Here is a 24569-nt window from a genome sequence, read left to right as displayed (position 1 = left end):
TCGTTGCCAAATTAAGATTAGGAATAACAATTTTGCGGTTTGTAGTGGATTATTCGTTTCACTGAGCGTTGTCTAATGTAAGAAATTCCAAGTCTTTTTTTCTCAGAATTAGACTGACTCTGCGAGTCTCAATTTGTATCGGGTCGCCTAAAGGAGCTAAGCGGACTACATGAAAAGAGGAACCGGGTAACATGCCTAATGACAGCAATTTTTGCCGGTAAGCAGGGCTGATCTTTGGAGAAAAGCCAATGATTTTGTAACTATGGTCTGGAAGAAGTTGCATATAACCTTCCGCGATGTTTGCAAGTAAGAGTGATAATCATATTTATTAATATAAAGTACGATTTTTATTCTATCCATATTAATTGTAAATGGAAATAATAACCAACATTGATTTCAATATTAATTGCATTTTCGTTATTGAATTAACCAAGGTTGGTATTGATCAGTGAATGTGGATTTTTTCTGGTTGAAAAGATAAAGATGCACTGCCAAGGCAGTGCATCTATTTGCAGGCATATGAATCTTAGCGTTTTTTTCCGAATGCTGCGGCGAGTGCATCACTCATGGCACTGTTACCGGCTGAGGCCGGAGAGCGTGGAGTATTACGGCTCCGGTCATTGCGTTCAGTACGGCGGTCAGCTTGGGGATTGCTGCTGCGGCGTGAATTGGTTTCTCCCGGTTGCTCATCAAGGCGCATGGTCAGTGCAATACGCTTACGATTTAGGTCAACTTCCAGCACTTTTACTTTGACAATATCGCCTGCTTTTACCACGGTATGAGGATCTGCCACAAATCGATCTGATAATGAAGAGATATGCACCAGACCATCCTGATGAACGCCGATATCGACAAATGCACCAAAGTTCGTCACATTCGTCACGCTACCTTCAAGTACCATACCTGGACGCAGGTCGTTCATTGTTTCCACGCCTTCTGCAAAGGTGGCAGTTTTAAACTCTGGGCGGGGGTCACGGCCCGGTTTTTCCAGCTCTTTCAGAATATCGCTAACGGTGGGAACCCCAAATTGTTCTGTGGTGAAATCCTCAGGCTTCAATCCACGCAGTGAGGAAGGGTTGCCCATTAATTCTTGAAGCTTCTGTTCAGTCGCTGCCAGAATTTTCTCAACGACCGGATAGGCTTCCGGGTGAACGGTCGATGCATCCAGTGGGTTATCACCGTGATTGATACGCAGGAAGCCAGCACACTGTTCAAAAGCCTTTGGACCAAGGCGGTTGACTTTCATGAGTTGTGCACGGTTATTGAAGCGGCCATTCTCATCACGCCAGTTCACGATATTCTGGGCTATCATACGCGTCAGCCCGGCAACTTTAGTGAGCAGAGGTACGGAAGCGGTATTCAGATCGACACCGACAGCGTTCACACAATCTTCGACTACTGCATCCAGTTTCTTGGCAAGTTGAGTCTGGCTGACATCATGTTGATACTGACCCACGCCAATGGATTTAGGATCGATTTTCACTAACTCAGCCAGTGGATCTTGCAGACGGCGGGCGATAGAAACTGCGCCACGCAGTGAAACATCCAGATCAGGAAACTCTTGGGCCGCCAGCTCAGAAGCAGAATAAACAGATGCTCCTGCCTCGCTGACAATAACTTTTTGTGCTTTTATCTCCGGGAACTGTTTTTGTATATCCGCGAAGAAACGTTCTGTTTCGCGAGAAGCGGTTCCGTTACCAATAGCGACTAGTTCTACCTGATGTTTGATACACAATGCGGCTACGCTTGCGGCTGCTTTGTTGGCTTGTCCGGTGTGAGGATAAATAGTGTCTGTGGCTATTAATTTGCCAGTGGCATCGACTACCGCGACTTTAACACCAGTACGCAGACCCGGATCGAGTCCCATCGTTGCGCGCATACCCGCTGGTGCAGCCATCAGCAGATCTTGCAGGTTGCGCGCGAATACTTTGATGGCTTCATCTTCTGCTTTTTCGCGCAAGGTGCTCATCAACTCAGTTTCAAGGTGCAGCAATACTTTGACACGCCATGTCCAATTTACTACGGCTTTGCGCCAGCTATCTGCCGGTGCATTGTTCAGACGTAGGTTAAGATGCTGCGTAATAATCTGTTCGCAGTAGCTCTCTTTGGGAGGTTCATCAAATTGGGGATCAGCATTCAGGGAAAGTTGCAATATTCCTTCATTGCGGCCCCGGAACATGGCTAATGCACGGTGAGAAGGGACCTGTGCGACAGGCTCATGATGTTCAAAATAGTCGCGGAATTTAGCGCCTTCTTCCTCTTTTCCTGTGACGACTTTGGCGACCAGATGAGCATTTTTCCATAAATAGTCACGAACTTTTGCTAATAATGCAGCATCTTCGGCGAAACGTTCCATCAGGATATAACGAGCGCCATCCAGAGCAGTTTTGGTGTCGGCTACGCCTTTATCGGTGTCAACAAAGGCAGCGGCAGCCAAGTCTGGTTCTTGTTGCGGATCTTGCCATAGAGAGTCCGCCAGAGGCTCAAGACCCGCTTCAATAGCGATTTGCCCACGGGTGCGGCGTTTGGGTTTATATGGAAGGTAGAGATCTTCCAGCTCTGTTTTGCTCAGGGTTCCATTAATGGCTTCGGCCAGTTCTGGGGTCAGCTTACCTTGTTCATCAATGGATTTAAGAATGGTTTGGCGGCGGTCTGACAGTTCGCGTAGATAACCAAGGCGGCTATCAAGTTGGCGAAGTTGGGTATCATCCAAACCCCCGGTGACTTCTTTACGATATCGTGCAATAAAAGGAACGGTATTCCCTTCATCAAGTAGATTGATCGCTGAAAGTACCTGGTGTGGTTGGGCCTGTAGCTCACTTGCAATAATTTGGCTCAGAGATTCATTCATGTGTGTTTTCTTCTGGTGAATAGGCTTCAAATACTCGCAAAAACCCCTTTATACGTTTTAGGAGAAACAATTTCCAGTTCATGCTTAATCTTATTCTGACAGGTTACTCCACAATTCAACGAATTTGTTGCTGGTTATGTTCTAGTAATTGCTATTGAATCGAATCTTTTCTTTGGATTTTTTATGGAAAAAAGTTACCCACCACCCTGAGAGGTTAGTTTGTTTTAGGAATTGTCTGAAAAATAAGCTCATTGTGGTGTGATGTGACGGAAGTCACATTTTTAACTTTGGTTGAATATTGAGATTCAATAAGTGATTTGGAAGCCAATATCATTTGAGCTAACCCGATTTACTGCACTGCGTGAAATTTTGTGATTCCAGGCAAGTAGAATCGTTCTCATCCAGATACAAACCAAGAAAACAGATTTTGTCAGTCGAAGTCAGAGATCTCATACATTAAGAGGTCGGTAATCTGTGTCATGTTGAAATAGCCTGCCAGACTATTTCACATATTCGATCTCATTCACGTACCACATCACTTCTCCTGTTGGTGTATGAACGATTACGCTATCTCCAACTTCTTTCTTTAGTAAAGCCCGAGCCATTGGAGAATCGATGGATATATAGTCTTTACGACCAAAAATTTCATCGTATCCAACGATCCGGAAACGTTTGATCTCTCCTTGAGCATTTTCTATTTCGACCCATGCACCAAAAAACACTTTCCCGTCTTGTTGAGGTGAGTAATCAACACATCGCAGTTCTTCCAGACTCTTGGTAAGGTATCTGACTCTTCGATCAATTTCCCGTAGTCTCTTCTTGTTGTATTGATAATCTGCATTTTCACTTCTGTCACCGAGACTTGCCGCCCAAGTTACTTTTTTGGTGACTTCCGGGCGTTCTTCACGCCATAGATAATCTAGTTCTTTCTTTAACTTGTTATAGCCTTCACGAGTTATAAGCTTAGTCTTCATTTTAGTTTGATGTAGATACAGTAGTTAATTTGCTTTGATATACCCGTTATCTTTCAAGCTACCTCTTTGTTGGCTGCACTCGCTCATCCCGGTCACATAGTTCGCTATGCTCCCGGGGATTCGCTCCCTTGCCGTCGCGATGCATCTTGAAATCCATAGGGTATGTATGATTTCACCGTTATACAGATCCAGCACCGGAGATAGTACAACTTTTTGCTCCCAACTCTGAATACGATAGTCACCCATAGATATCTTGACGGTTCAAAATCTTAAACAGGATGGAGATCTACTTTTGATATAAAAGAGACACGTTAACTTTCAGTTTAAATAAGATGAAGATCTACTTTTGAATAAAAAAGCGGTGTGAATCTTTACCCTTTCTTTTTTTCTGGGAAATATACCCTTGTCTGATATAAGAGATACTTATTTCATATAACAGGGGTTGCAAGAGAAAACGGTATTTAGCGAACTTTAAGTTATAAAGAGCGCACTATTTTCCATGTGTTATACCAGCCACTCTGAACGTCCCCCGATCTAATAATCAACGGATCTTTGCAGTTACTCGATCTATCATGGGGGTATAATAATGAATCAACAAGATACTAATGTCAGCATACTGGCAGGGAATTCACGAGTTTATCTCGATAAGGATAATGAGATAGTTGTCGAGGCTCAATTGAAAGCTTTTGAGGCTGCGTTGCTGTTCTCCAGGCAAAGCCAAGATAAATGTGGCCAATTACCGAGGATATCCATGGCGTTCGATCATCATGGGATATTCCGTCTCCAATTCCTGACAGAGAACCTCACTAATTCTCAAAAGCGGAATCCCCGATTGAGTCATCTCCACGCCTCGATCAGGAATGTCTTCTTGCCCGTAGCTGAAAAATATCAGATCCCACTCAGTGAAATACGCGTTATTCACGAAGATTCAGCCAGGCAGCACCTTGTCCACATCCTTGCCTCGGGGGAAATACCCGAAACTGTCACACGACGGATGGTGTCCAAAAACCTCGCTGATAGCAAGCCGCCGACATCAGATGCTTCTTACGAAGCGCCGACTCAGAAACTCACCTGTGCGGCAATTACGAAGGAGTATTTCGAGAAAGCCGCAGGCGACCACAAAGGCCAAGACGCTATTCTGGAGGTGTTTTTTGAGGACTGCGCTTGGTCGAGAGCTCTGGCATATGTGCGCGGGCTCCAGCTTAGCCACATGCTTGGTGTTTCAACCGCCATTCGTCTTAATCTTGTTAATGAAGAGGGTGATGTAAGTAAAGGCGATATAATTACTGCCCAGCAGATATAGTCAGATAATAAGAAAATAATTTCATCTTTATTAAGGTAGAAAATTATGTATAACCTAGCCCGACCTATATATCTGGATAACAACGCTACAACGCCATTAGATCCTGATGTACTTCAATCTATGATGCCCTATTTTACCAATGCTTACGGAAATGCTTCCAGCAATAACCACGTATTTGGGTGGAAAGCGATGGAAGCGGTTGATGATGCAAGACAAGTGATATCAACATCAATAAATGCGACGAGTCATGCCGATATTATATTCACTTCTGGCGCGACCGAGTCAAACAACCTTGCAATCATGGGCCTTCAACATCGGGGTAAAGGGGGGCATGTCATCACATCGACAATCGAGCATAAGGCCGTTCTTGATTGTTGTGGTAGGCTCGAATCAATGGGAACGGAAGTGACTTATTTACCGCCGCAAAGCGACGGCATCGTATCCCCAGATTCAATATCTCGTGCAATAAGAGATGATACCTATCTCGTCTCGATTATGGCGGCTAACAACGAGATTGGTTCAATACAAAAAATTGAAGAGATAGGCGCAATCTGTAAGGCGCGTGATATTCCTCTGCATACAGATGCTACGCAAGCGCTCGGAAAAATAGAATTTGATGTACAGCGTATGAACGTTAGCCTTGCCTCATTTTCCGCGCATAAAATATATGGACCGAAGGGGATCGGCGCACTTTATATTAATTCACGCGATAAGAATATCAGTCTCACCCCGCTTATCGTTGGAGGGGGACATGAGCGGGGCTTACGCTCCGGGACCCTTAACGTCCCGGGGATTGTAGGCTTTGGGCGAGCCGTCGAACTGTCTGTTAAAAATTTAACCGCTGAATCGATGAGGCTACGTTATTTACGGGATTTGCTTCGGTTGTATATTATCGAGAACGTGGCTGATGTTCGGATAAACGGCCATCTCACCGAATGCCTTCCTGGTCTGTTAAATGTCTCCTTCAACGGTATAGATGCTGACTCGCTTTTACTGGAGCTTTCTGAGGTTGCGCTGTCTTCCGGGTCTGCATGTACATCTGCTAACAGGGCACCGTCACATGTACTGAAGGCGATAGGGGTCAGTGATGCACTCGCTCAAGCCAGTGTGCGTTTCGGATTGGGCAGATTTAATAATGAGGACGAGATACGGTATGTTTGTCTCCGTCTGGAAAAAGCAGTAAATAAATTGCGGTCGATGGCACCAAAGTCATTCGTTACTCAATGATAATTAAGATGGAGTTTGAATAATGCGAACAATGTCGGCACTTTTTCTCCTGTTCGGAACCCTATTCACTGCGGGGGGATATGGTGCCACCTTTCTTATTTCCGCGTATTTTCGGTCACAAGGGGGGAGTGACATTGATGCTGGAACGACGCTCGGCGTGGCCTTGGTCGGCACCTTAATTGGTGTTCCTTTGGTCGGATGGTTTGCCGGGCGGTTGGAAGCATCGCGACTTGCCGCCTTGGCAGCGTTGGCGATGTCTTGTGGTTATCTTCTTTTAGGCGGCTTCAACGGTGAATTGAGTTACATCCCGCGTATCGCAGCGTTCTTAATTGGACTTGGTTGGGGAATGTTCTATATCAGTGGGCCCATGGCGTTGTCGGAGCGTGTTACCGATGCTGACAGGGGCCAATGGTTTACCCGTTTTAGTGCGTTTCAAATGGCTGGGATTTGCGGGAGTCCCATCCTCCTCGCCACAGCGGTTGAGCAAGTAGGAATGCCCATCCGAACAACGTTTCTCTTTGTTGGCGTCGTTGGCATCCTTGCCTCACTACTTCTGGCGACCTTTGGGATCAGGGAACCGAATGGTCAACAGGAGTTATCACTGAGACCTTGGGTGAAAAAAATAACGAAGATTGCTACAAGTAGTGCGATCCGTCCCATCATAATGGTAGGGCTGGGTGGCGGCGTATTCTCCGGAATGATGTCATTCCAGAGTTCGCTGGTCGAAGGGACTCGTGCAAATGCAAGTGCATTCTTTGCTGTACATGCAGCGACTGTAGTTGTGTCGCGACTTTTGTTAGCCCGACGTTTATCGACGATGCCCCGTATCCCGTTAGTCACTGTGTTGATGTCATGCTTAATCATGGGCATTTTGGCCTTGCTTGGCATGCCGGTTCACCCTGTGTTCCAGATTGTGGCGGCTATGTTAACGGGGATAGGGTATGGATTGGTATATCCTGTTATTCAAACATGGGCAGTAAACGACTCTGCTCTTGAGGATCGTCATGCGGCCCTCACTTGGTTCGTTGTCGCCTATTTTGTGGGTATATTTGGATTTCCGGTAATCGGTGGATGGATATTAGTTAGCTCGGGCAAGCTCTTGTTTATTCTGGTCCTGGCTGTAATCGCCTCTCTTGAACTGGTGGTGGCGTTATTGGGAGGTCGGTGGTTTCGTCGCATTAAAGACGGGCTGACGACACAAAAGGAAATACGTTAACGGCCATCTTTTCCTCCAAAGGGTACTCCCGCCGACATAAGGCGGGAGGGGAATTGGGTCGGGCTCGAAAAGCCCGAAGAATCATCAGCCACGCTGATGCTGAATATATACCCAATAGATTTCAAGATGCATCGCGACGGCAAGGGAGCGAATCCCCGGGAGCATAGATAACTATGTGACCGGGGTGAGTGAGTGCAGCCAACAAAGAGGCAACTTGAAAGATGACGGGTATATTGTTTAACCCCTTCCAACACATCTTTTAATCGTTTGATACCGTAATCTTTGGAGATAAGAAGGAATACTTATGTCATTGCAATTATGTTGACTCTCCATTGCCAGGATAAAAATGACATGGTTAATAGTTAATTGGTTAATAATTAAAAATTTATATTGTTAATTTTAATTTTCTGATTTTTGCACCGTTTTTTATATTTATGTATTTAAATTGTTTAGGGAGAAAATTTTTCTTTAAAAATCGTGAATTAATAAGTCCCTTCTATTAGCTATATCTGGGTGGTTATAGTCATCATCACCCCTTTAGCGATGTTATTTCAGTGAGAAATTCAGTCGTAATTCAGAATTTATCTTTATTAATATTAATGAGTTTATTCGGCAGTATGACAGCAAATGTGACATTCTATTCGCTATGGTGAAAGTGGATGCTAAAGGTGGAAAATGAGGGATCAATAAACTGTTTTTAGTTAGCACTGTTGGTAACAGAATTTTCTTAAAAGTCTGAGCATTATGCTATTTAACTCTGATATTTATAACATACATCGTATAGTTTATAGCTTTGAGTATTACATAGTCTGGTATGCTGTGGATCTTGCTGATAGTGAAAACAAATTATGAGATTTGACTGGATAAATAGTGTTCAATATTGTTTACTATGGTAAGCAAAGATTAAGAAAAATCGATCGGTAGGTATTTTTCTTATCCAAATGTTAGGATGGATTGAAAGTTGTTGATCCAATTTTTTATTGGAAAGGAAAAACTTGTTTTAGTGTGTAGGTCAGGTTAGAAAGTGATATTGAGGCAGAGAATGTTTTTCGTTTAGTCTGACCGATGAATTTGATCCAATTAATAAATGTATTTCTATTGATTCTCCGGTAGCCAGAGCATTGATGAGTAAACTGGTGGATGAAGAAATTACCGTAAAAATCCTATGTGCGGCAGTAGCTTATTGGATTGTAGCTATTAATTGTAAACCACTGGATTAATCATTCAAGTTAATAACGTATGAAAATGGGCCTTATAGATAATTGCCTTAAAATATATACTTGATCTCTATGCTTGGTTTAATCTTCTTCATAATGGTAAATTTGTAAAAGTATGTAGTATTTTGGAGTTTAATAATGCAAGAAGGCAATAAAATCCTTGTGGTGGATGATGACATGCGTTTGCGAACGTTATTAGAACGTTATCTGACGGAACAAGGTTTTCAGGTACGCAGTGCTGCTAATGCGGAGCAAATGGACCGCTTACTGACAAGGGAATCTATTAGTTTAATCGTGTTGGATTTAATGTTGCCCGGGGAGGATGGTCTTTCTGTTTGTCAAAGGCTGAGAAACCAAAATAATTCGGTGCCGATTATTATGGTGACAGCAAGAGGAGAAGAGGTAGACCGGATTGTTGGGCTGGAAATTGGCGCAGATGACTATATTCCGAAACCATTTAATCCGCGTGAGTTATTGGCACGTATTCGGGCAGTATTACGTCGTCAAGCGAATAAATTACTGGGTGTACCTACTGAAGATGATGCAATTATTAATTTTGGTAAGTTTAGTCTCAATCTGAGTACTCGAGAAATGTTTCAGGGAGATGAACATATACCGTTGACCAGTGGTGAATTCTCCGTACTGAAAGTGCTGGTTTCTTATCCTAGTGTGCCACTGTCTCGCAATAAGTTGATGAATCTGGCCCTTGGTCGGGAATATAGCACAATGAAGCGATCCATTGATGTGCTGATTTCACGTCTGCGTCGTGTGATTGAAGAAGATCCGGCACATCCCCGTTATATTCAGACCATCTGGGGCTTGGGCTATGTTTTTGTGCCTGACGGAAGCTGTGTATGAAACTATTGCGATTTTCCCCGCGTAGTACGTTTACCCGAACTTTATTTTTGATCATGGCTATACTGTTTATCAGTTTGGTAAGTAGTTATTTGGTTGTTGTCAATTTCGTTATCATGCCAAGCTTGCAGCAGTTCAATAAAGTGTTAGCGTATGAAGTTCGTACTTTAATGGCTGAAAAATTGAAGTTGGAGGATGGCTCTTTTCTGGTGATCTCCCCGATAGTACGCCGGGAGATTTATCAGGAGCTGGGTATTACGCTCTATTCTGAATCTGACGCAGAGATGCAAGGTTTACGCTGGGCCAGGCATTATGATTTCTTGAGTGAGAAGATGAGCCAATACCTTGGTGGTGAAGCTGATTTACGTCTTGAGATAAGCAAAGATACTCCTATACTTTGGTTGAATTCTTATCTTGCCCCTGATATTTGGGTTAGGGTTCCTCTGACGGAAATCGAACAAAATCAATTTTCTCCTATTTTCCGCTATATTCTGGCAATTTTATTACTGACAGTGGGTTGTATCTGGCTTTATATCCGTTTTCAGAACCGACCTTTGCTGGAAATGGAATATGCTGCCAGACAGACAGGTAAAGGCATTATGATGCCTGCGGTGCGAGAAGCGGGTTCGCAGGAAGTACGGGCTTCTATTCGTGCATTTAATCAGATGTCCGCAGGAATAAAGTTACTAGAAAGTGATCGTACGATATTAATGGCCGGAGTAAGTCATGATTTGCGCACTCCATTGACACGTATTCGGCTGGCAACAGAAATGATGAGCAAGGAAGACGCTTATCTGTCCGAATCTATTAATAAAGATATTGAAGAGTGTAATGCCATTATTGAGCAATTTATTGACTACCTCCGTACTGGGCAGGAAATGCCAATGGAATTCTGCGAGCTTAATTCTATTCTCAAAGAAGTTATTTCTGCAGAAAATGGCTATGAGCAAGATATTGAAAATAATTTGTCGCTTAATCCAATAACTGTGAATGCCAATCCGATTTCCATTAAACGGGCATTGGCGAATATGTTGGTCAATGCTAATCGTTATGGCAATGGCTGGATTAAAGTCAGTAGCGGTCAGACAAATAAATTCGCCTGGTTTCAGGTGGAGGATAATGGTGCCGGAATTAAACAGGAAGATTTACCTCGGTTATTTCAACCATTTGTTCGGGGCGAAAGAGCACGTAGTAACAGTGGAACAGGATTAGGTCTGGCTATTGTTCAACGGATTATTGATGCACATGAAGGAAAAATTGAAGTTGGCACAAGTCCCAGAGGGGGGTTATCTATCCGTGCCTGTATTCCTGTTGTGGAAGATAATTTTTAATGATCTGCGAATATGACAGTTTTATGTCAGTCTCAGACTGAGTCCCATTTTGCTGTCATAAAAATGTCATATTTAAGACATTTTGCTGTAACCAAACTGACCTATTTTCTTCTTGGTACTCTTTTTAATCTGACGAAATACATTCCTTTATTGATTCTCAATATCCCATTAGGAGGGATTATGAAACTGATGCGTACTACTGTAGTCAGCGTAATGGTAGCGACGTTTTCTTTGACAACTCTGTCTGTATTCGCGACTACCAGCTTGACGGGGGCAGGTGCGACATTTCCCGCCCCTGTGTATGCGAAGTGGGCTGATTCTTATCAAAAAGAGACAGGCAATAAAGTCAATTATCAAGGTATCGGTTCTTCCGGTGGTGTAAAACAAATTCTGGCAAATACCGTTGATTTCGGTGCTTCTGATGCGCCTTTGTCTGATGAAAAATTAGCGGCTGATGGTTTGTTCCAGTTCCCAACTGTCATTGGTGGGGTAGTACTGGCGGTTAATATCCCAGGTATTAAATCCGGTGAGTTAACACTGGATGGTAAAACTTTAGGCGATATCTATTTAGGTAAAGTGAAAAAGTGGAATGACCCGGCGATTACTAAACTGAATCCGGGAGTTAAGCTGCCGGAGCAGGATATTGCTGTAGTGCGTCGTGCTGATGGTTCCGGCACTTCTTTTGTATTTACCAATTATCTTTCTAAAGTGAATGAAGAATGGAAAGAGAAAGTCGGTGTGGGTTCCACGGTAAGCTGGCCTGTTGGTTTAGGGGGTAAAGGCAATGATGGGATTGCCGCCTTTGTTCAGCGTCTGACAGGTTCCATTGGTTATGTTGAATATGCTTACGCTAAACAGAATCATTTGGCTTATACCAAACTGGTATCTGCTGATGGCAACGTTGTCAGTCCGACTGAAGTCAGTTTCAGCGCCGCGGCGAGAAAAGCAGCATGGCATAAAACGTTTGCTCAGGATCTGACAAACCAGTCAGGGGAACATGCTTGGCCAATTACTTCCACCACATTCATTCTGGTTCATAAGCAGCAGAAAGATTCGGTCAAGGGGGCTGAGGTGTTGAAATTCTTTGACTGGACTTATGAGAATGGCAGTAAACAAGCAAATGATTTGGATTATGCAACTTTGCCAAAGGAAGTGGTTGAGCAAGTTCGTGCGGCCTGGAAAACTCATGTGAAAGATAGTAGCGGCAAAGCACTGTACTGAGTTGTTCTGATAGTTACTGTATTAAATATCGATTAAATTTGTATACCCTATGGATTTCAAGATGCATCGCGACGGCCAGAGAGCGAATCCCCGGGAGCATAGCTAACTATGTGACCGGGGTGAGTGAGTGCAGCCAACAAAGAGGCAACTTGAAAGATGACGGGTATAGTTTTAATTTCTCCCCCTCGCGTTGGGGGAGTTAACCCGGATGAGAATAAGCTCTATGGCCGAACAGAAAACGGCAATAAAAGCACCCAGTAAAAATGGCGATCTTATTTTCAGCGCCCTGGTTCGACTAGCGGCGCTGATTACTTTATTTTTGCTGGGAGGCATCATTATCTCACTGATTATCGCCTCCTGGCCCAGTATCCAGCAGTTCGGCATCGCATTCCTCTGGCATAAAGAGTGGGATGTCCCGACAGAGCAATTTGGCGCATTGGTGCCGATTTACGGTACATTGGTGACTTCATTGATTGCTCTGATTATCGCGGTGCCGGTGAGTTTCGGAATCGCATTATTTCTGACGGAGCTGGCACCTAATTGGTTGAAACGTCCGCTTGGAGTGGCAATTGAACTGTTAGCTGCCATTCCAAGTATTGTGTATGGCATGTGGGGGCTGTTTGTTTTTGCACCTCTATTTGCTACCTATTTCCAGCAGCCGGTAGGTCATATCCTTTCCAGTATTCCTGTTGTGGGTGAACTTTTCTCTGGTCCGGCCTTTGGTATTGGTATTCTGGCGGCGGGTGTCATCCTTGCCATCATGATTATCCCTTATATTGCTTCGGTTATGCGTGATGTATTCGAACAGACGCCAGTGATGATGAAAGAATCCGCTTATGGTATCGGTTGTACCACTTGGGAAGTTATCTGGCACATTGTGTTGCCTTACACCCGAAATGGTGTGATTGGTGGAGTCATGTTGGGACTTGGTCGTGCGCTGGGGGAAACCATGGCGGTGACTTTTATCATCGGTAATACCTACCAGCTCGACAGTTTCTCACTGTTTATGCCGGGCAATAGTATTACCTCAGCATTGGCGAACGAATTTGCCGAAGCAGAATCTGGCTTGCATACCGCAGCATTGATGGAACTTGGCCTGATTTTGTTTGTGATCACCTTTATTGTATTGGCGTTGTCAAAACTGATGATTATGCGTCTGGCGAAGGATGAGGGACGTTGATATGGCAATAATGGATGGACAACAGCCTGTTAATGTTGATGCACGTAGCCGCAAACAGGCATGGCGTCGTCATAAAAATCGCCTTGCTCTGTTGTTATCAATGGCAACTATGTTGTTTGGTCTATTCTGGCTGGTATGGATTCTATTTTCCACAGTCACCAAGGGTTTCGATGGGATGTCGCTGGCACTGTTCACTGAAATGACACCGCCACCGAATACAGCAGGTGGTGGTTTAGCAAATGCCATTGTTGGTAGTGGATTACTGATCCTGTGGGCGACAATCATCGGTACCCCTTTGGGGATTATGGCGGGTATCTATCTGGCAGAATATGGCCGCCGTTCATGGCTGGCAGAGGTGATCCGCTTTATAAATGATATCTTGCTGTCAGCGCCTTCTATTGTTGTCGGCTTGTTTGTTTACACTGTCATTGTGATGAAAATGCAACATTTCTCCGGTTGGGCTGGGGTGATTGCGTTGGCGTTGTTACAGGTACCAATTGTTATCCGAACTACGGAAAACATGCTGAAACTGGTGCCTGATAGTCTGCGTGAAGCGGCCTATGCACTGGGAACACCTAAGTGGAAAATGATTTCAGCCATTACGCTAAAGGCATCAGTATCCGGCATTATCACGGGTGTGTTGCTGGCGATCGCTCGAATCGCTGGGGAAACTGCGCCATTGCTGTTCACGTCTCTCTCCAATCAGTTTTGGAGTACCGATCTGAGCCAGCCAATTGCTAACCTGCCAGTGACTATCTTTAAATTTGCTATGAGTCCATTTTCCGAATGGCAGCAACTGGCATGGGCAGGCGTATTATTGATAACCCTGTGTGTGTTGCTGATTAACATTGTGGCGCGTGTGCTATTTGCCAAGAAAAAGCACTGACTGATATTTTCAACAGAGAGAAGTAAATGAGCAGAGTTAATGATATCGCTGGTAGCAAAATTCAGGTTCACAATCTGAACTTTTACTATGGCAAATTTCACGCGCTGAAAAATATTACGTTGAATATTGCAAAGAACAAAGTAACGGCTTTTATCGGTCCGTCTGGTTGCGGTAAGTCTACGCTGTTACGGACTTTCAACAAAATGTATGAATTGTATGGTGAACAGCGGGCGGAAGGTGAAATTTTGTTGGATGGCAATAATATCCTGATGGATAAACAGGATGTAGCATTGCTGCGTGCCAAAGTTGGCATGGTATTTCAGAAACCAACACCTTTTCCGATGTCTATTTATGACAATATTGCTTTTGGTGTTCGTCTGTTTGAAAAGCTTTCAAGAGCAGAAATGGATGAACGTGTTCAGTGGGCTTTGACTAAAGCGGCATTGTGGAATGAAACCAAGGATAAGTTGTATCAGAGCGGATACAGTTTGTCTGGTGGTCAGCAGCAGCGTTTATGTATTGCTCGTGGTATTGCAATCCGCCCGGAAGTGTTATTGCTGGATGAGCCTTGTTCAGCGCTTGATCCCATTTCTACGGGGCGTATTGAAGAATTGATTAGCGAACTGAAATCTGAATATACCGTGGTAATTGTGACTCATAATATGCAGCAGGCGGCACGTTGTTCAGACCATACCGCATTTATGTACCTTGGTGAATTGATTGAATTCAGTGACACAGACACGTTGTTTACCACACCAAAAAAGAAACAAACTGAAGACTATATTACTGGTCGTTATGGTTGATTACGGGGCGTAACATGGACAATCTGAATCTCAATAAACATATTTCGGGTCAGTTTAATGCTGAACTGGAGCATATCCGTACTGAACTGATGGCAATGGGTGGGCTGGTGGAGGAGCAACTCTGCAAAGCGATTAACGCGATGCATAATCAGGATGCAGCACTGGCGCGCGAAGTGATTGAGGGCGATCATCGGGTCAATATGATGGAAGTTGCGATTGATGAAGCGTGTGTTCGTATCATTGCCAAGCGCCAACCGACAGCAAGTGATTTGCGGTTGATTATGTCAATTTCGAAAACAATTGCTGAGTTGGAAAGAATCGGTGATGTGGCAAAAAAAATCTGTCAGACGGCACTTGAAAAGTTTTCACATCAGCATCAGCCATTATTAGTCAGCCTGGAATCACTTGGCCGTCATACCATACAAATGTTGCATGATGTGTTGGATGCTTTTGCTCGTATGGATCTGGAAGAAGCTATTCGTATTTATCACGAAGATAAGAAGGTGGATAAAGAGTATGAGGGTATTGTCCGCCAGTTAATGACTTATATGATGGAAGATTCTCGAACTATCCCAAGTGTACTGATAGCACTGCTCTGTGCCCGTTCTATTGAACGGATTGGTGACCGTTGTCAGAACATTTGTGAATTCATTTTCTACTATGTTAAGGGACAGGATTTCCGGCATGTGGGTGGTGATGAGCTGGAAAGATTGTTGACTAAAGAGAACAAGTAACTAACTGACAATGCTGGTATTTTTCTTGCCAGCATTTTTGGCGCTATAATTCGTTATATACCCAATAGATTTCAAGATGGATCGCGACGGCAAGGGAGCGAATCCCCGGGAGCATAGATAGCTATGTGACCGGGGTGAGTGAGTGCAGCCAACAAAGAGGCAACTTGAAAGATGACGGGTATAGTTATAAACATAGTTTTTTTTATTATTTCCTGCACTATATTGAAATTGATAGCTTGTGATGATTAATAAATGATTAATTACCATCAGGAGTGTTCAATGAAATCCCGCGTTCTTGTTACGGCATTGTTGGCCGGATTAGCACTGGTTACGGGTGTTGCGAAGGCAGATAAACTGGATGATATTAAAAAAGCCGGCACAGTGAGGATCGCTGTTTTCGACAGTAATCCACCGTTTGGTTTTATTGACCCACAAACCAAAAAACTGGCAGGTTATGATGTGGATATTGCTAACGCAATTGCTAATGACCTTGGTGTTAAATTGGAATTGCGTCCAACTAACCCAGCAAACCGTTTACCCCTGTTGGCATCAAAGAAAATTGACCTCATTGCGGCCAACTTTACGGTCACTGATGAACGTGCTAAACAGGTCGATTTTTCAATCCCTTATTTTGCCACCGGGCAAAAGTTTATTGCCCGTAAGGGTGTGCTGAAATCTCCGGAAGATATTAAAAACTTACGCATCGGTGCAGATAAAGGCACGGTACAAGAAATTACTCTGCGTGAGCATTATCCGACGGCAAAAGTGATCTCTTATGATGATACTCCTTTAGCATTTGCTGCACTGCGTAACGGCAATGTACAAGCAATCACTCAGGATGATGCTAAGCTGGTAGGTCTGCTGGCTAACGTACCGGCAGCACAAAAAGCTGAGTTTGAGATTTCTCCTTTCAGCATCACCCGTGAATATCAGGCGGTAGCTGCTGCGAAAGGGGAAGGGCGCTTGGTTGAGGTGGTGAACCAAACTTTGCTGAAGCTGGAAAAAGAGGGAGAAGCAGAGAAAATTTACAACCACTGGTTTGGCCCAGATACCAAGTCGGCCCAGCCGCGCGGTGACTTTAAGTTCGCGCCTTTAGAGCAGCAAGCTAAGTTCTGATGAGTGACAAAGCCCCGCCTTTTTGTTGCGGGGCTTTACCATTAAGTAATACCTGGTAATCGTAAGATATGTTTGAGTTATTTGTTACAGAGCACTTGCTTGCTCCCCAATATCTGGAATGGCTTTGGCAGGGCTTTCTAATTACGTTGTGGATATCCTTTTGTACCGTTGTGGCTTCTACGCTATTGGGCTTTTTACTGGCTGCTGCTCGTGACAGCCAATTAAAAATTCTCCGTTGGCCGGTAACGGCTTACACCACCTTATTCCGCAATACCCCTCTGTTGGTGCAGCTATTCTTCTGGTATTTCGCATCCGGACAAATACTGCCGCAAGACGTGATGCTCTGGTTGAATACACCGCATGAAATCAACTTGTTAGGTTTACCATTGTCATGGCCTTCATTCGAATTTCTGGCTGGATTTATTGGCCTAACGCTCTATTCAGCCCCATTTGTGGCGGAAGAACTACGTGCGGGTATTCAAGGTATTGGGCGTGGGCAGAAATATGCCGCCCATGCATTGGGGCTAACCGGTTGGCAGGCGATGCGCTATGTGGTATTGCCACAGGCGTTGAAGATAGCAATGCCTCCATTACTGGGGCAGTACATGAATATTGTGAAAAACTCGTCACTGACCATGGCAATTGGTGTAGCTGAATTGTCATATGCTTCCCGTCAGGTGGAAACCGAAACATTGAAAACGTTTGAAGCGTTTGGTGTTGCGACGGTGCTGTATATTGCCACCATTGCCGTCATGGAAGGCTGGGGACAATGGCGTCAGCAACAAGCCATAGCGAGAGGACATTAAAATGGATTTTTCAGTCATTGCAGAAAACTGGCGCTATCTACTGTTCGGGACATTCCCGGATGGTCCTCTTGAAGGAGCGGCGTTGACGTTGGTTATTAGCTTGATAGCCGGTGTGATTTCTATTGTGTTAGGTACGGTTGCAGGTGTTGCTCTGGCAATGCAGAAAGGCTTCTGGGTTAACCTATTGGCCGCAGTATTGGGCTTTTTCCGTGCGATTCCCGTTATTATGCTGATTTTTTGGACTTATTTCCTGCTGCCGGTGATGCTTGGTATGGAAATTCCAGAAATTACCACCGTGGTTTGTGCTTTGGCATTGATCACTTCTGCTTATTTGGCGCATGGAGTAAAAGCAGGAATTATTGCTATCGGGGCGGGACAGTGGCAGGCAGGATTATCATTGGGTTTCAACCGCTGGCAGGTACTTTGGTACATTGTTTTGCCACAGGCATTGCGCATGATGGTACCTTCTTTTATTAATCAGTGGATTGCCCTGATAAAAGATACTTCGTTGGCGTATATTGTTGGTGTGGCAGAATTGTCATTCTTAGCAACTCAGGTGAATAACCGTAGCATGGTTTATCCAACAGAAGTCTTTTTATTTGTCGCGTTCATATACTTTGTGATGTGTCTGACGCTGGAATTGGCAGCAAACTATATTGCACGTCGTTTCTCTCTGCAACGTCGAAAAATACCCTTTTTCCGTTTCTGGCGAAAAGAAAAATTAGTTTTAGCCCCCCAGCTTTAATATTTATTTTTGTTTAACTAATTTGTATTGAGATTATAAATTCCTTATTTTAAGCAAAGTAGGGAATTTATAATATTGCATCTGTTTCAATCTCGTTCTTTATATTCATTTAATAATCATGATTTTATTTAACTTATTGATTATCCATTTGGTTTTTCAATTACAGAGGCATTGCGCTTGGTTTTATCGCGTATTGTGTCATGAAAGCAGCCCTTGTGTGGTGGTGACTTTGCTGTTCGTGCTGAAAATGGTATTTGTGGATGCGCATTAAAAGCGCATAAGAAGTTGAAAGCCTGACTTATGAAGTGACCCCCAATAGTTGGACAACCACTTACTGGGGGTTTTTTTATGTCTAAATATAGTCGTGAACTAAAAATCATTATTGCTAAACGATGTCTAGCAGGTAACACATCGGATAAGCTATCAGCGGAATATTCAATCTCTTCTCGACAAATTCGATACTGGGCTCAAGTTGTTGCCATTCATGGCGATAACGCCTTTTTGCCAACGTCTCACTCTCTTTGTGCTGTAACAAAATTCCAAGCTTTAAAATTAATGTGGACACATGATTGGTCTCTCACTCACACTAGTGCAGTTCTCAATTTAACGACTCCAGGTACCTTATCAGTCTGGCTTGATAAGTATAATGAAACCGGTATCAAAGGACTCGAAAGTCATCAGCGAGGAAGACCCCCAATGAAATCCCGACCTAAAACCCCGCCGAAGTCTGATGACAAAATGACAGTTGAGGAACTTAAAGAAGAATTAGCTTATTTGCGTGCAGAAAATGCTGTCCTAAAAAAGTTAGAAGAGCTGGAACAGAAGAAACGCCCACTAGCAAAGAAAAAGCGTTAATTGTTTTAGCTCTTAAAAAGAAATATCCATTAAAGCACTTACTTTGTGCCATTAATCTTGCAAGAAGCGTGTTTTACTATCAATGCCAAGCGCTTAAAAAAACGCGTGCTTATGAACAAGAAATAGAGATGATTAAAACTATCTATCATGAGCATAAAGGTCGTTATGGCTATCGCCGCATTCATTTAGCATTGAGAAAAAATGGCTTTAAAATCAATCATAAAACAGTCCAACGATTAATGGGGCAATTAAACCTAAAATCCACGGTAAGGCCGAAGAAATATCGTTCTTATCGTGGGGAAGTTGGAAAAACAGCACCGAATTGGTTGGCAAGAGATTTTCGCGCGACAAAACCTAATGAGAAATGGGTAACGGATGTGACGGAATTTAAAGTGAATGAACAAAAAGTCTATCTATCACCTATTATTGACTTATTTAATCAAGAAGTTATCGCTTACAACGTGGCGAAAAAGGCGAGTCTGCCTTTAGTGACAGAGATGCTAAAAGGGGCATTAGATGGGCTAGATGCTCACTCTAAGCCACTCATTCACAGTGATCAAGGTTGGCAATATCGGCATAGGGCTTATCAAAAGCAACTTGCTGATAAAGATATTAAACAAAGTATGTCGAGGAAAGGGAACTGTTTGGATAATGCGATGGCAGAAAACTTTTTTGCCTTACTCAAAACAGAAATGTATCACCAGCAGCACTTTAAAAGTGCGGATGAACTGATTGAAAAAATAGAAGAATACATTGAATATTACAATACAAAACGGATCAAGGTGAAATTAAAAGGCCTAACTCCGATAGAATATCGAAACCAGGCCTTACACGCCGTTTAACTAAAATGTCCAACTTTCTGGGGTCAGTTCACTTAACAGGCTTTCAACTTGCAGGGGAAATTACTGATATTTTTCCGGTGACACAAAGCCTACACAGACCGGGGTTGGCTGAGTTTCAGGTTCAGGCTGAAAAAGAAATTCATCAGTGCTATTTATTCTGAGTATTGGCCAGTCTTGTAAAACGCCATGAAAATCTTCTTGTTCACAGGTTTTACCCTTTGCACCCACCAGAATAGTACCGTCACGTACAATATCGCTTTCTTTGACATGCCGGTTATAGATATTTGGTGCTTGCCCTTCTAGCGTCCAGGGTTGGATTGTTTCCGGCTGACTTGGCGCGTAAAAAGTCAGCCACTGATGCAAGTATTCGCCTCCGACATAATGGAGCGGTGTTGGATAGAGTTGATGCCAGCGTTGTTCCAATTGCCAGGAAAAATCTTTGATACCTTCGAACTTATGACCAGCACCACGGACATTGGCAACCATAATCAACACATATCCCATCCAAACCAATATTGCGACGACAGTGAGTCCTTGCAGGGTGCTGCGTAATGATTTTTGTGGAAAACGGGTGATAGAACCGACTAACAGCGCTGATGCTACCGACATAAAGGGTTGTAACCACTCAGTCATTCTTCCGCCCTCATTAAATGAGAACCAGCAGTAAATAATCAGTAATGGTAACAGAATGGCGATGTTTACCAGTCGGTTCGGTTGTTCTTTTGGCCAGCTAATACGGCCGCCGAGTGCGTAGATAACGGTGCTAACAATGATCAGTGGATAAAATACCGATAATAATGATCGTGTGGTGTGTAGATTAAAACCGCTATCTATCTGTGAATCTACCCATTTGAAGGCGGCAAAGTCATTGTTCCACAACCACCAGACGTTAGGTAGAACCAGCATAAACCAGATGATTAGTGCGATGTAAAGAGCAGGTTGGCGGTAGCATTGACGCACTTTAGGTACAAACAGGGTTAATAGGAAAATCGAGCCAACCAGTGCCAATGTGGAATATTTTCCCATCGTTGCCAGCCCAGAACAAAGGGCAAATACTAACCACCAACGCGGATTGTCGTACACGGCTCGCAGAAAGAACAGCATAGTCCACGGCCAGAGCATAATTAGCAGATAATTATCGTTATAAGGGATAATATCGAAATTAATAATACCGGACAGGTTCAATGTCAGCATAGCTAGCCAGGCCAGCTCTTTTTTTCCGGTTAACCGAAATGCAAGATGCCATACGCCGAGTAGGCCGATAGCGATAGCGATAAAGTGGATGAAGTACCAGTAAAAACTTAATGAAATACCACTTATATAAATCGCAGGTAGCATCATGGCACCGACTAACCACGGATTTTTGGGAGAACCCCATTCTCCGTTTTTACCCCAGTTCAATGCTTCGACGGCATCATAAGGGACAGTTGGGTCGAATGAATAGCTCACTATAATCCATAAAAAAGCATAACCAGCGACCCACCAGTAAACAGATTTGTGGGAAGAAGTATCAAAAATAGGCATATCGATTCATCATTTTATTAAAAGCCAAGGCTAATAGAATATTCGTTGATGGTTAAACCATGCATGAATGGTAGAAAATTTTGGCTACATTTATTAAACATAAAGAGTTGTCCACGGCGCTTTTCTATACGTGCGGTTTCTGTTAGATTCCGGCGCAGCAATACCCTGATAAACCAAACTGAGTAACGGGCTATGAACCAGTTAAAGAAAAAAGCACCAGCGAGAGCATCGGCTGGTAAACAGAAAAGAAAAAGTCGCGAAGAACTAAATGCGGAAGGGCGTGCTCGTAAGCGTCAGAAAAAACATCGTGGCAATCCGGCTGGTAGTCGCCATCAGGAGCGAAGCAGCGATAAGCATCAGTCAAGTAGGAAACAATCTGATCCACGTCTTGGCAGTAAGGTGCCTGTTCCACTGATTATTGGAGAGCAACCGACGAAACCAGTCGCCACTAAACCGAAGACCGAGATAAAACCGCGTATATCGCCGCAGGAAGAGCTGGCAATGCTGGAAAGCGATGATCGTCTGGATGCATTGTTGGAACGTCTGGAAAATGGCGAAAAGTTGTCTCAAGAAGAAAATACTTATGTTGACACGACGCTGGATCGGATTGATGCCCTGATGGAAGAGTTAGGGATTAAGCTGGATGAGGAAGAGAGTGAAGAAGAGAAGCAGGATGACATAATGCAACTGCTGAAAGGTAACTAGTTCAATCTTCCATGATCAAAGGCGGGTTAATCCTAATAACCATACTATTAGTATGTTATTTGTTATGGTTATTGGGTAAACTATGGCGATTGTCGCGGTATAAAACCCAGCTGCGCAGAATCACTACAGTGCAACATATCAAGCACATGAAAGCGTTACGCTGTGGTGAGCAAAAACATCGGAAGGAATAAGCGTGTCTGAGCAAGCCATTGTCTGGGATCTGCCTTTGATCCAGAAATACAATTATTCCGGCCCCCGTTATACTTCATATCCTACGGCGCTGGAATTCAATCAACAGTATGATAATGCAGCATTCATGCAGGCGGCTGTCCTTTACCCTGAACGGCCGCTCTCTCTGTACATTCATATCCCGTTTTGCCATAAGCTCTGTTATTTCTGTGGTTGTAATAAACTGATAACCCGTCAGAAGCATAAAGTGGATCAATATCTGCAATTGCTTGAACGTGAAATCCGCGAGCGCTCAAAGCTGTTTTCTGGCCGTAAAGTTAGCCAGATGCATTGGGGCGGAGGTACGCCAACTTATCTTGATAAAGACCAAATCAGTAAATTGATGGGAGTGTTGCGTGACCATTTTGATTTTCTGCCAGATGCTGAAATTTCTATTGAAATTGATCCGCGTGAAATTGAACTAGATATGATTGATCACTTGCACCATCAGGGTTTTAACCGTCTGAGCATGGGAGTGCAAGACTTTAATAAAGAAGTACAGCGTCTGGTTAATCGTGAACAGGATGAAGACTTTATTTTTGCTTTGGTAGCGCGTGCCCGCGAAACAGGTTTCAATTCCACCAGTATTGATCTGATCTATGGCCTGCCGAAACAGACATCAGAAAGTTTTGCTTTCACTCTGGAGCGAGTATTAGCGTTAGCACCGGATAGAATGAGTATTTTCAATTATGCTCATTTGCCGAATTTATTTGCGGCTCAGCGTAAAATCAAAGAGCATGATTTACCGAGTGCTGAGCAAAAGCTGGATATTTTGCAGCAAACAATTGCGACCCTGACAGGAAGTGGCTACCAGTTTATCGGTATGGATCATTTTGCTCGTCCGGATGATGAGCTAGCGGTAGCTCAGCGGGAAGGGAAGTTACATCGCAATTTTCAGGGTTATACTACGCAGGGAGATTGTGATCTGCTGGGAATAGGCGTTTCTGCGATTAGTCTGTTGGGCGATAGTTATTCCCAAAACCAGAAAGAGTTAAAAACCTATTATGTGGAATTGGAAAAACAGGGACATGCTTTATGGCGTGGTTTAACCCTGTCCCAGGATGATTGTATTCGCCGTGATGTTATTAAGGCGCTGATCTGTAACTTCCGCCTAAATTTTGCCAATATTGAGCAACAATATGGGTTGAACTTTACCCATTATTTTGCCGAAGATTTGCAATTATTGGTGCCATTGGCGGAAGATGGGCTGGTTGAAGTGAATGAAAAACGGATTCAAGTGATGCCACGAGGTCGGTTACTGATTCGTAATATTTGTATGTGTTTTGATATTTATTTGCGCCATCAGGTTCGTCTACGTCAGTTTTCAAGTGTGATTTGATTATTCAGAGCATGATTTTAAATAAAAATTTTTAACCTTTTTAATTGGTTTATAAAAAAATTTATTTCCCGGTTGAAAAGGTTATTAAATCTGGTTCCTTTTTTCACTGATACTTTTATGATAGATCGGTTTCAGACTGCTATTAAAAACCATTTTTTTAACCTATTGTTTTAACTGTTTTAACTGTTTTAACTGTTTTAACTGTTTTAACTGTTTTAACTGTTTTAACTGTTTTAACTGTTTTAACTGTTTTAACTGTTTTAACTGTTTTAACATCTGATTTTTATTAAATTTAATCAACCTCTTTTTCAGGATTTAAATCCTGAAAAATTAACCGGGTTATACGTTTTATTATTTTTTATAGTTTGCTTTGTAAAATAATGGAGAAAAAACACCTTAATATCAACTTATTATTTGAATGATATTCTTTTTATCTCTGATTTATTTTAAAAGGTTTTACTTATGGTTGAATCCTCCTATTATATAAAATATTTAATGTCTCTGTATTCGATTTTTTAAATCGTTATGGCATATCAGGTAAATGTTAGAATAAACGAAGGATAGAATCACCGATAAATGTTAAACATAACAGGGTTTTTAGTTACTCTGTA

23 protein-coding genes are annotated in these 24569 nt (G+C 43.2%); 18 read left to right on the top strand and 5 right to left on the bottom strand.

Features of this window, described 5'->3' with window-relative positions:
- Positions 1-58 precede the first annotated feature (58 nt).
- From feoA to BDD30_RS23810, 4 genes are all read right to left on the bottom strand, one after another.
- Entirely contained in the window at positions 59-283 is a 225-nt protein-coding gene (feoA, locus tag BDD30_RS21010; RefSeq protein WP_012776346.1) for a ferrous iron transporter A, read from the bottom strand.
- 243 nt (positions 284-526) lie between these two features.
- Positions 527-2851: a Tex family protein gene (locus BDD30_RS21005; protein ID WP_041381454.1), complete on the bottom strand. Its 2325-nt coding sequence runs from the start codon at positions 2849-2851 to the stop codon at positions 527-529.
- Between the two features lie 500 nt (positions 2852-3351).
- The gene (greB, locus tag BDD30_RS21000; protein ID WP_012776349.1) at positions 3352-3825 is read right to left on the bottom strand and encodes a transcription elongation factor GreB; all 474 of its coding nucleotides are present in this window, start codon (positions 3823-3825) and stop codon (positions 3352-3354) included.
- A gap of 24 nt (positions 3826-3849) precedes the next feature.
- Positions 3850-4071, bottom strand: coding sequence for a hypothetical protein (locus BDD30_RS23810; protein ID WP_012776350.1), 222 nt, complete (start codon positions 4069-4071; stop codon positions 3850-3852).
- A 340-nt stretch (positions 4072-4411) separates the two neighbouring features.
- Between BDD30_RS23810 and BDD30_RS20995 the strand changes: the two genes are divergently transcribed.
- The 16 genes from BDD30_RS20995 to BDD30_RS20920 all read left to right on the top strand — a co-directional run bounded on the left by BDD30_RS20995 (position 4412) and on the right by BDD30_RS20920 (position 20162).
- Complete coding sequence (locus tag BDD30_RS20995; RefSeq protein WP_012776351.1) at positions 4412-5128, top strand: hypothetical protein; 717 nt, start codon at positions 4412-4414, stop codon at positions 5126-5128.
- A 45-nt stretch (positions 5129-5173) separates the two neighbouring features.
- A complete protein-coding gene (locus tag BDD30_RS20990) occupies positions 5174-6355 on the top strand; it encodes a cysteine desulfurase family protein (RefSeq protein ID WP_012776352.1) in 1182 nt (393 codons plus the stop codon).
- Positions 6356-6377: 22 nt separating this feature from the next.
- Positions 6378-7571 (top strand): MFS transporter, encoded by a 1194-nt coding sequence (locus BDD30_RS20985; RefSeq protein WP_012776353.1) that lies wholly within the window; start codon positions 6378-6380, stop codon positions 7569-7571.
- A 1058-nt stretch (positions 7572-8629) separates the two neighbouring features.
- Positions 8630-8791 (top strand): GreA/GreB family elongation factor, encoded by a 162-nt coding sequence (locus tag BDD30_RS25130; protein ID WP_081461547.1) that lies wholly within the window; start codon positions 8630-8632, stop codon positions 8789-8791.
- 135 nt (positions 8792-8926) lie between these two features.
- On the top strand, positions 8927-9646 hold the full coding sequence (ompR, locus tag BDD30_RS20975) for an osmolarity response regulator transcription factor OmpR (RefSeq protein WP_012776354.1): 720 nt from the start codon (positions 8927-8929) through the stop codon (positions 9644-9646).
- Complete coding sequence (envZ, locus tag BDD30_RS20970) at positions 9643-10974, top strand: two-component system sensor histidine kinase EnvZ (RefSeq protein ID WP_012776355.1); 1332 nt, start codon at positions 9643-9645, stop codon at positions 10972-10974. Before ompR ends, envZ begins: the two co-directional genes overlap by 4 nt.
- Before the next feature lie 180 nt (positions 10975-11154).
- Positions 11155-12195 carry a phosphate ABC transporter substrate-binding protein PstS gene (pstS, locus tag BDD30_RS20965; protein WP_041381455.1) on the top strand — a complete coding sequence of 347 codons (1041 nt, stop codon included), beginning with the start codon at positions 11155-11157 and terminating at the stop codon, positions 12193-12195.
- A 223-nt stretch (positions 12196-12418) separates the two neighbouring features.
- Positions 12419-13375, top strand: coding sequence for a phosphate ABC transporter permease PstC (gene pstC / locus BDD30_RS20960; RefSeq protein ID WP_041381456.1), 957 nt, complete (start codon positions 12419-12421; stop codon positions 13373-13375).
- 1 nt (position 13376) lies between these two features.
- Entirely contained in the window at positions 13377-14261 is an 885-nt protein-coding gene (gene pstA, locus BDD30_RS20955; RefSeq protein ID WP_012776358.1) for a phosphate ABC transporter permease PstA, read from the top strand.
- Between the two features lie 26 nt (positions 14262-14287).
- Positions 14288-15064 carry a phosphate ABC transporter ATP-binding protein PstB gene (gene pstB, locus BDD30_RS20950; RefSeq protein WP_012776359.1) on the top strand — a complete coding sequence of 259 codons (777 nt, stop codon included), beginning with the start codon at positions 14288-14290 and terminating at the stop codon, positions 15062-15064.
- 14 nt (positions 15065-15078) lie between these two features.
- Positions 15079-15798 (top strand): phosphate signaling complex protein PhoU, encoded by a 720-nt coding sequence (phoU, locus tag BDD30_RS20945; RefSeq protein ID WP_041381457.1) that lies wholly within the window; start codon positions 15079-15081, stop codon positions 15796-15798.
- Positions 15799-16077: 279 nt separating this feature from the next.
- Complete coding sequence (locus BDD30_RS20940) at positions 16078-16914, top strand: ABC transporter substrate-binding protein (protein WP_041381458.1); 837 nt, start codon at positions 16078-16080, stop codon at positions 16912-16914.
- A 68-nt stretch (positions 16915-16982) separates the two neighbouring features.
- Entirely contained in the window at positions 16983-17720 is a 738-nt protein-coding gene (locus BDD30_RS20935; protein ID WP_012776362.1) for an amino acid ABC transporter permease, read from the top strand.
- A gap of 1 nt (position 17721) precedes the next feature.
- Positions 17722-18465: an amino acid ABC transporter permease gene (locus BDD30_RS20930; RefSeq protein ID WP_012776363.1), complete on the top strand. Its 744-nt coding sequence runs from the start codon at positions 17722-17724 to the stop codon at positions 18463-18465.
- Positions 18466-18813: 348 nt separating this feature from the next.
- Positions 18814-19320: a helix-turn-helix domain-containing protein gene (locus BDD30_RS20925; protein WP_012776365.1), complete on the top strand. Its 507-nt coding sequence runs from the start codon at positions 18814-18816 to the stop codon at positions 19318-19320.
- On the top strand, positions 19230-20162 hold the full coding sequence (locus tag BDD30_RS20920) for an IS3 family transposase (protein WP_121302549.1): 933 nt from the start codon (positions 19230-19232) through the stop codon (positions 20160-20162). The genes BDD30_RS20925 and BDD30_RS20920 overlap by 91 nt, the downstream gene beginning before the upstream one ends.
- Before the next feature lie 60 nt (positions 20163-20222).
- Here BDD30_RS20920 and BDD30_RS20915 read toward each other — a convergent pair whose 3' ends face one another.
- Positions 20223-21686, bottom strand: coding sequence for an ArnT family glycosyltransferase (locus tag BDD30_RS20915; protein WP_012776367.1), 1464 nt, complete (start codon positions 21684-21686; stop codon positions 20223-20225).
- A gap of 192 nt (positions 21687-21878) precedes the next feature.
- On the opposite strand from BDD30_RS20915, the gene yihI reads away from it, so the two are divergent.
- Together yihI and hemN are read left to right on the top strand one after the other, a co-directional pair.
- On the top strand, positions 21879-22391 hold the full coding sequence (gene yihI / locus BDD30_RS20910) for a Der GTPase-activating protein YihI (RefSeq protein WP_012776368.1): 513 nt from the start codon (positions 21879-21881) through the stop codon (positions 22389-22391).
- 193 nt (positions 22392-22584) lie between these two features.
- Positions 22585-23958, top strand: coding sequence for an oxygen-independent coproporphyrinogen III oxidase (gene hemN / locus BDD30_RS20900; protein WP_012776369.1), 1374 nt, complete (start codon positions 22585-22587; stop codon positions 23956-23958).
- Positions 23959-24569: the final 611 nt, after the last annotated feature.

The sequence above is a fragment of the Photorhabdus asymbiotica genome (assembly GCF_003634575.1).
GTDB lineage: Bacteria > Pseudomonadota > Gammaproteobacteria > Enterobacterales > Enterobacteriaceae > Photorhabdus > Photorhabdus asymbiotica.
This window is presented reverse-complemented; position numbering and strand designations above follow the sequence as displayed.

Coding starts and splice junctions, on each gene's coding strand:
- feoA (WP_012776346.1), bottom strand. CDS start 283: ATGCAACTTCTTCCAGACCATAGTTACAAAATCATTGGCTTTTCTCCA.
- BDD30_RS21005 (WP_041381454.1), bottom strand. CDS start 2,851: ATGAATGAATCTCTGAGCCAAATTATTGCAAGTGAGCTACAGGCCCAA.
- greB (WP_012776349.1), bottom strand. CDS start 3,825: ATGAAGACTAAGCTTATAACTCGTGAAGGCTATAACAAGTTAAAGAAA.
- BDD30_RS23810 (WP_012776350.1), bottom strand. CDS start 4,071: ATGGGTGACTATCGTATTCAGAGTTGGGAGCAAAAAGTTGTACTATCT.
- BDD30_RS20995 (WP_012776351.1), top strand. CDS start 4,412: ATGAATCAACAAGATACTAATGTCAGCATACTGGCAGGGAATTCACGA.
- BDD30_RS20990 (WP_012776352.1), top strand. CDS start 5,174: ATGTATAACCTAGCCCGACCTATATATCTGGATAACAACGCTACAACG.
- BDD30_RS20985 (WP_012776353.1), top strand. CDS start 6,378: ATGCGAACAATGTCGGCACTTTTTCTCCTGTTCGGAACCCTATTCACT.
- ompR (WP_012776354.1), top strand. CDS start 8,927: ATGCAAGAAGGCAATAAAATCCTTGTGGTGGATGATGACATGCGTTTG.
- envZ (WP_012776355.1), top strand. CDS start 9,643: ATGAAACTATTGCGATTTTCCCCGCGTAGTACGTTTACCCGAACTTTA.
- pstS (WP_041381455.1), top strand. CDS start 11,155: ATGAAACTGATGCGTACTACTGTAGTCAGCGTAATGGTAGCGACGTTT.
- pstC (WP_041381456.1), top strand. CDS start 12,419: ATGGCCGAACAGAAAACGGCAATAAAAGCACCCAGTAAAAATGGCGAT.
- pstA (WP_012776358.1), top strand. CDS start 13,377: ATGGCAATAATGGATGGACAACAGCCTGTTAATGTTGATGCACGTAGC.
- pstB (WP_012776359.1), top strand. CDS start 14,288: ATGAGCAGAGTTAATGATATCGCTGGTAGCAAAATTCAGGTTCACAAT.
- phoU (WP_041381457.1), top strand. CDS start 15,079: ATGGACAATCTGAATCTCAATAAACATATTTCGGGTCAGTTTAATGCT.
- BDD30_RS20940 (WP_041381458.1), top strand. CDS start 16,078: ATGAAATCCCGCGTTCTTGTTACGGCATTGTTGGCCGGATTAGCACTG.
- BDD30_RS20935 (WP_012776362.1), top strand. CDS start 16,983: ATGTTTGAGTTATTTGTTACAGAGCACTTGCTTGCTCCCCAATATCTG.
- BDD30_RS20930 (WP_012776363.1), top strand. CDS start 17,722: ATGGATTTTTCAGTCATTGCAGAAAACTGGCGCTATCTACTGTTCGGG.
- BDD30_RS20925 (WP_012776365.1), top strand. CDS start 18,814: ATGTCTAAATATAGTCGTGAACTAAAAATCATTATTGCTAAACGATGT.
- BDD30_RS20915 (WP_012776367.1), bottom strand. CDS start 21,686: ATGCCTATTTTTGATACTTCTTCCCACAAATCTGTTTACTGGTGGGTC.
- yihI (WP_012776368.1), top strand. CDS start 21,879: ATGAACCAGTTAAAGAAAAAAGCACCAGCGAGAGCATCGGCTGGTAAA.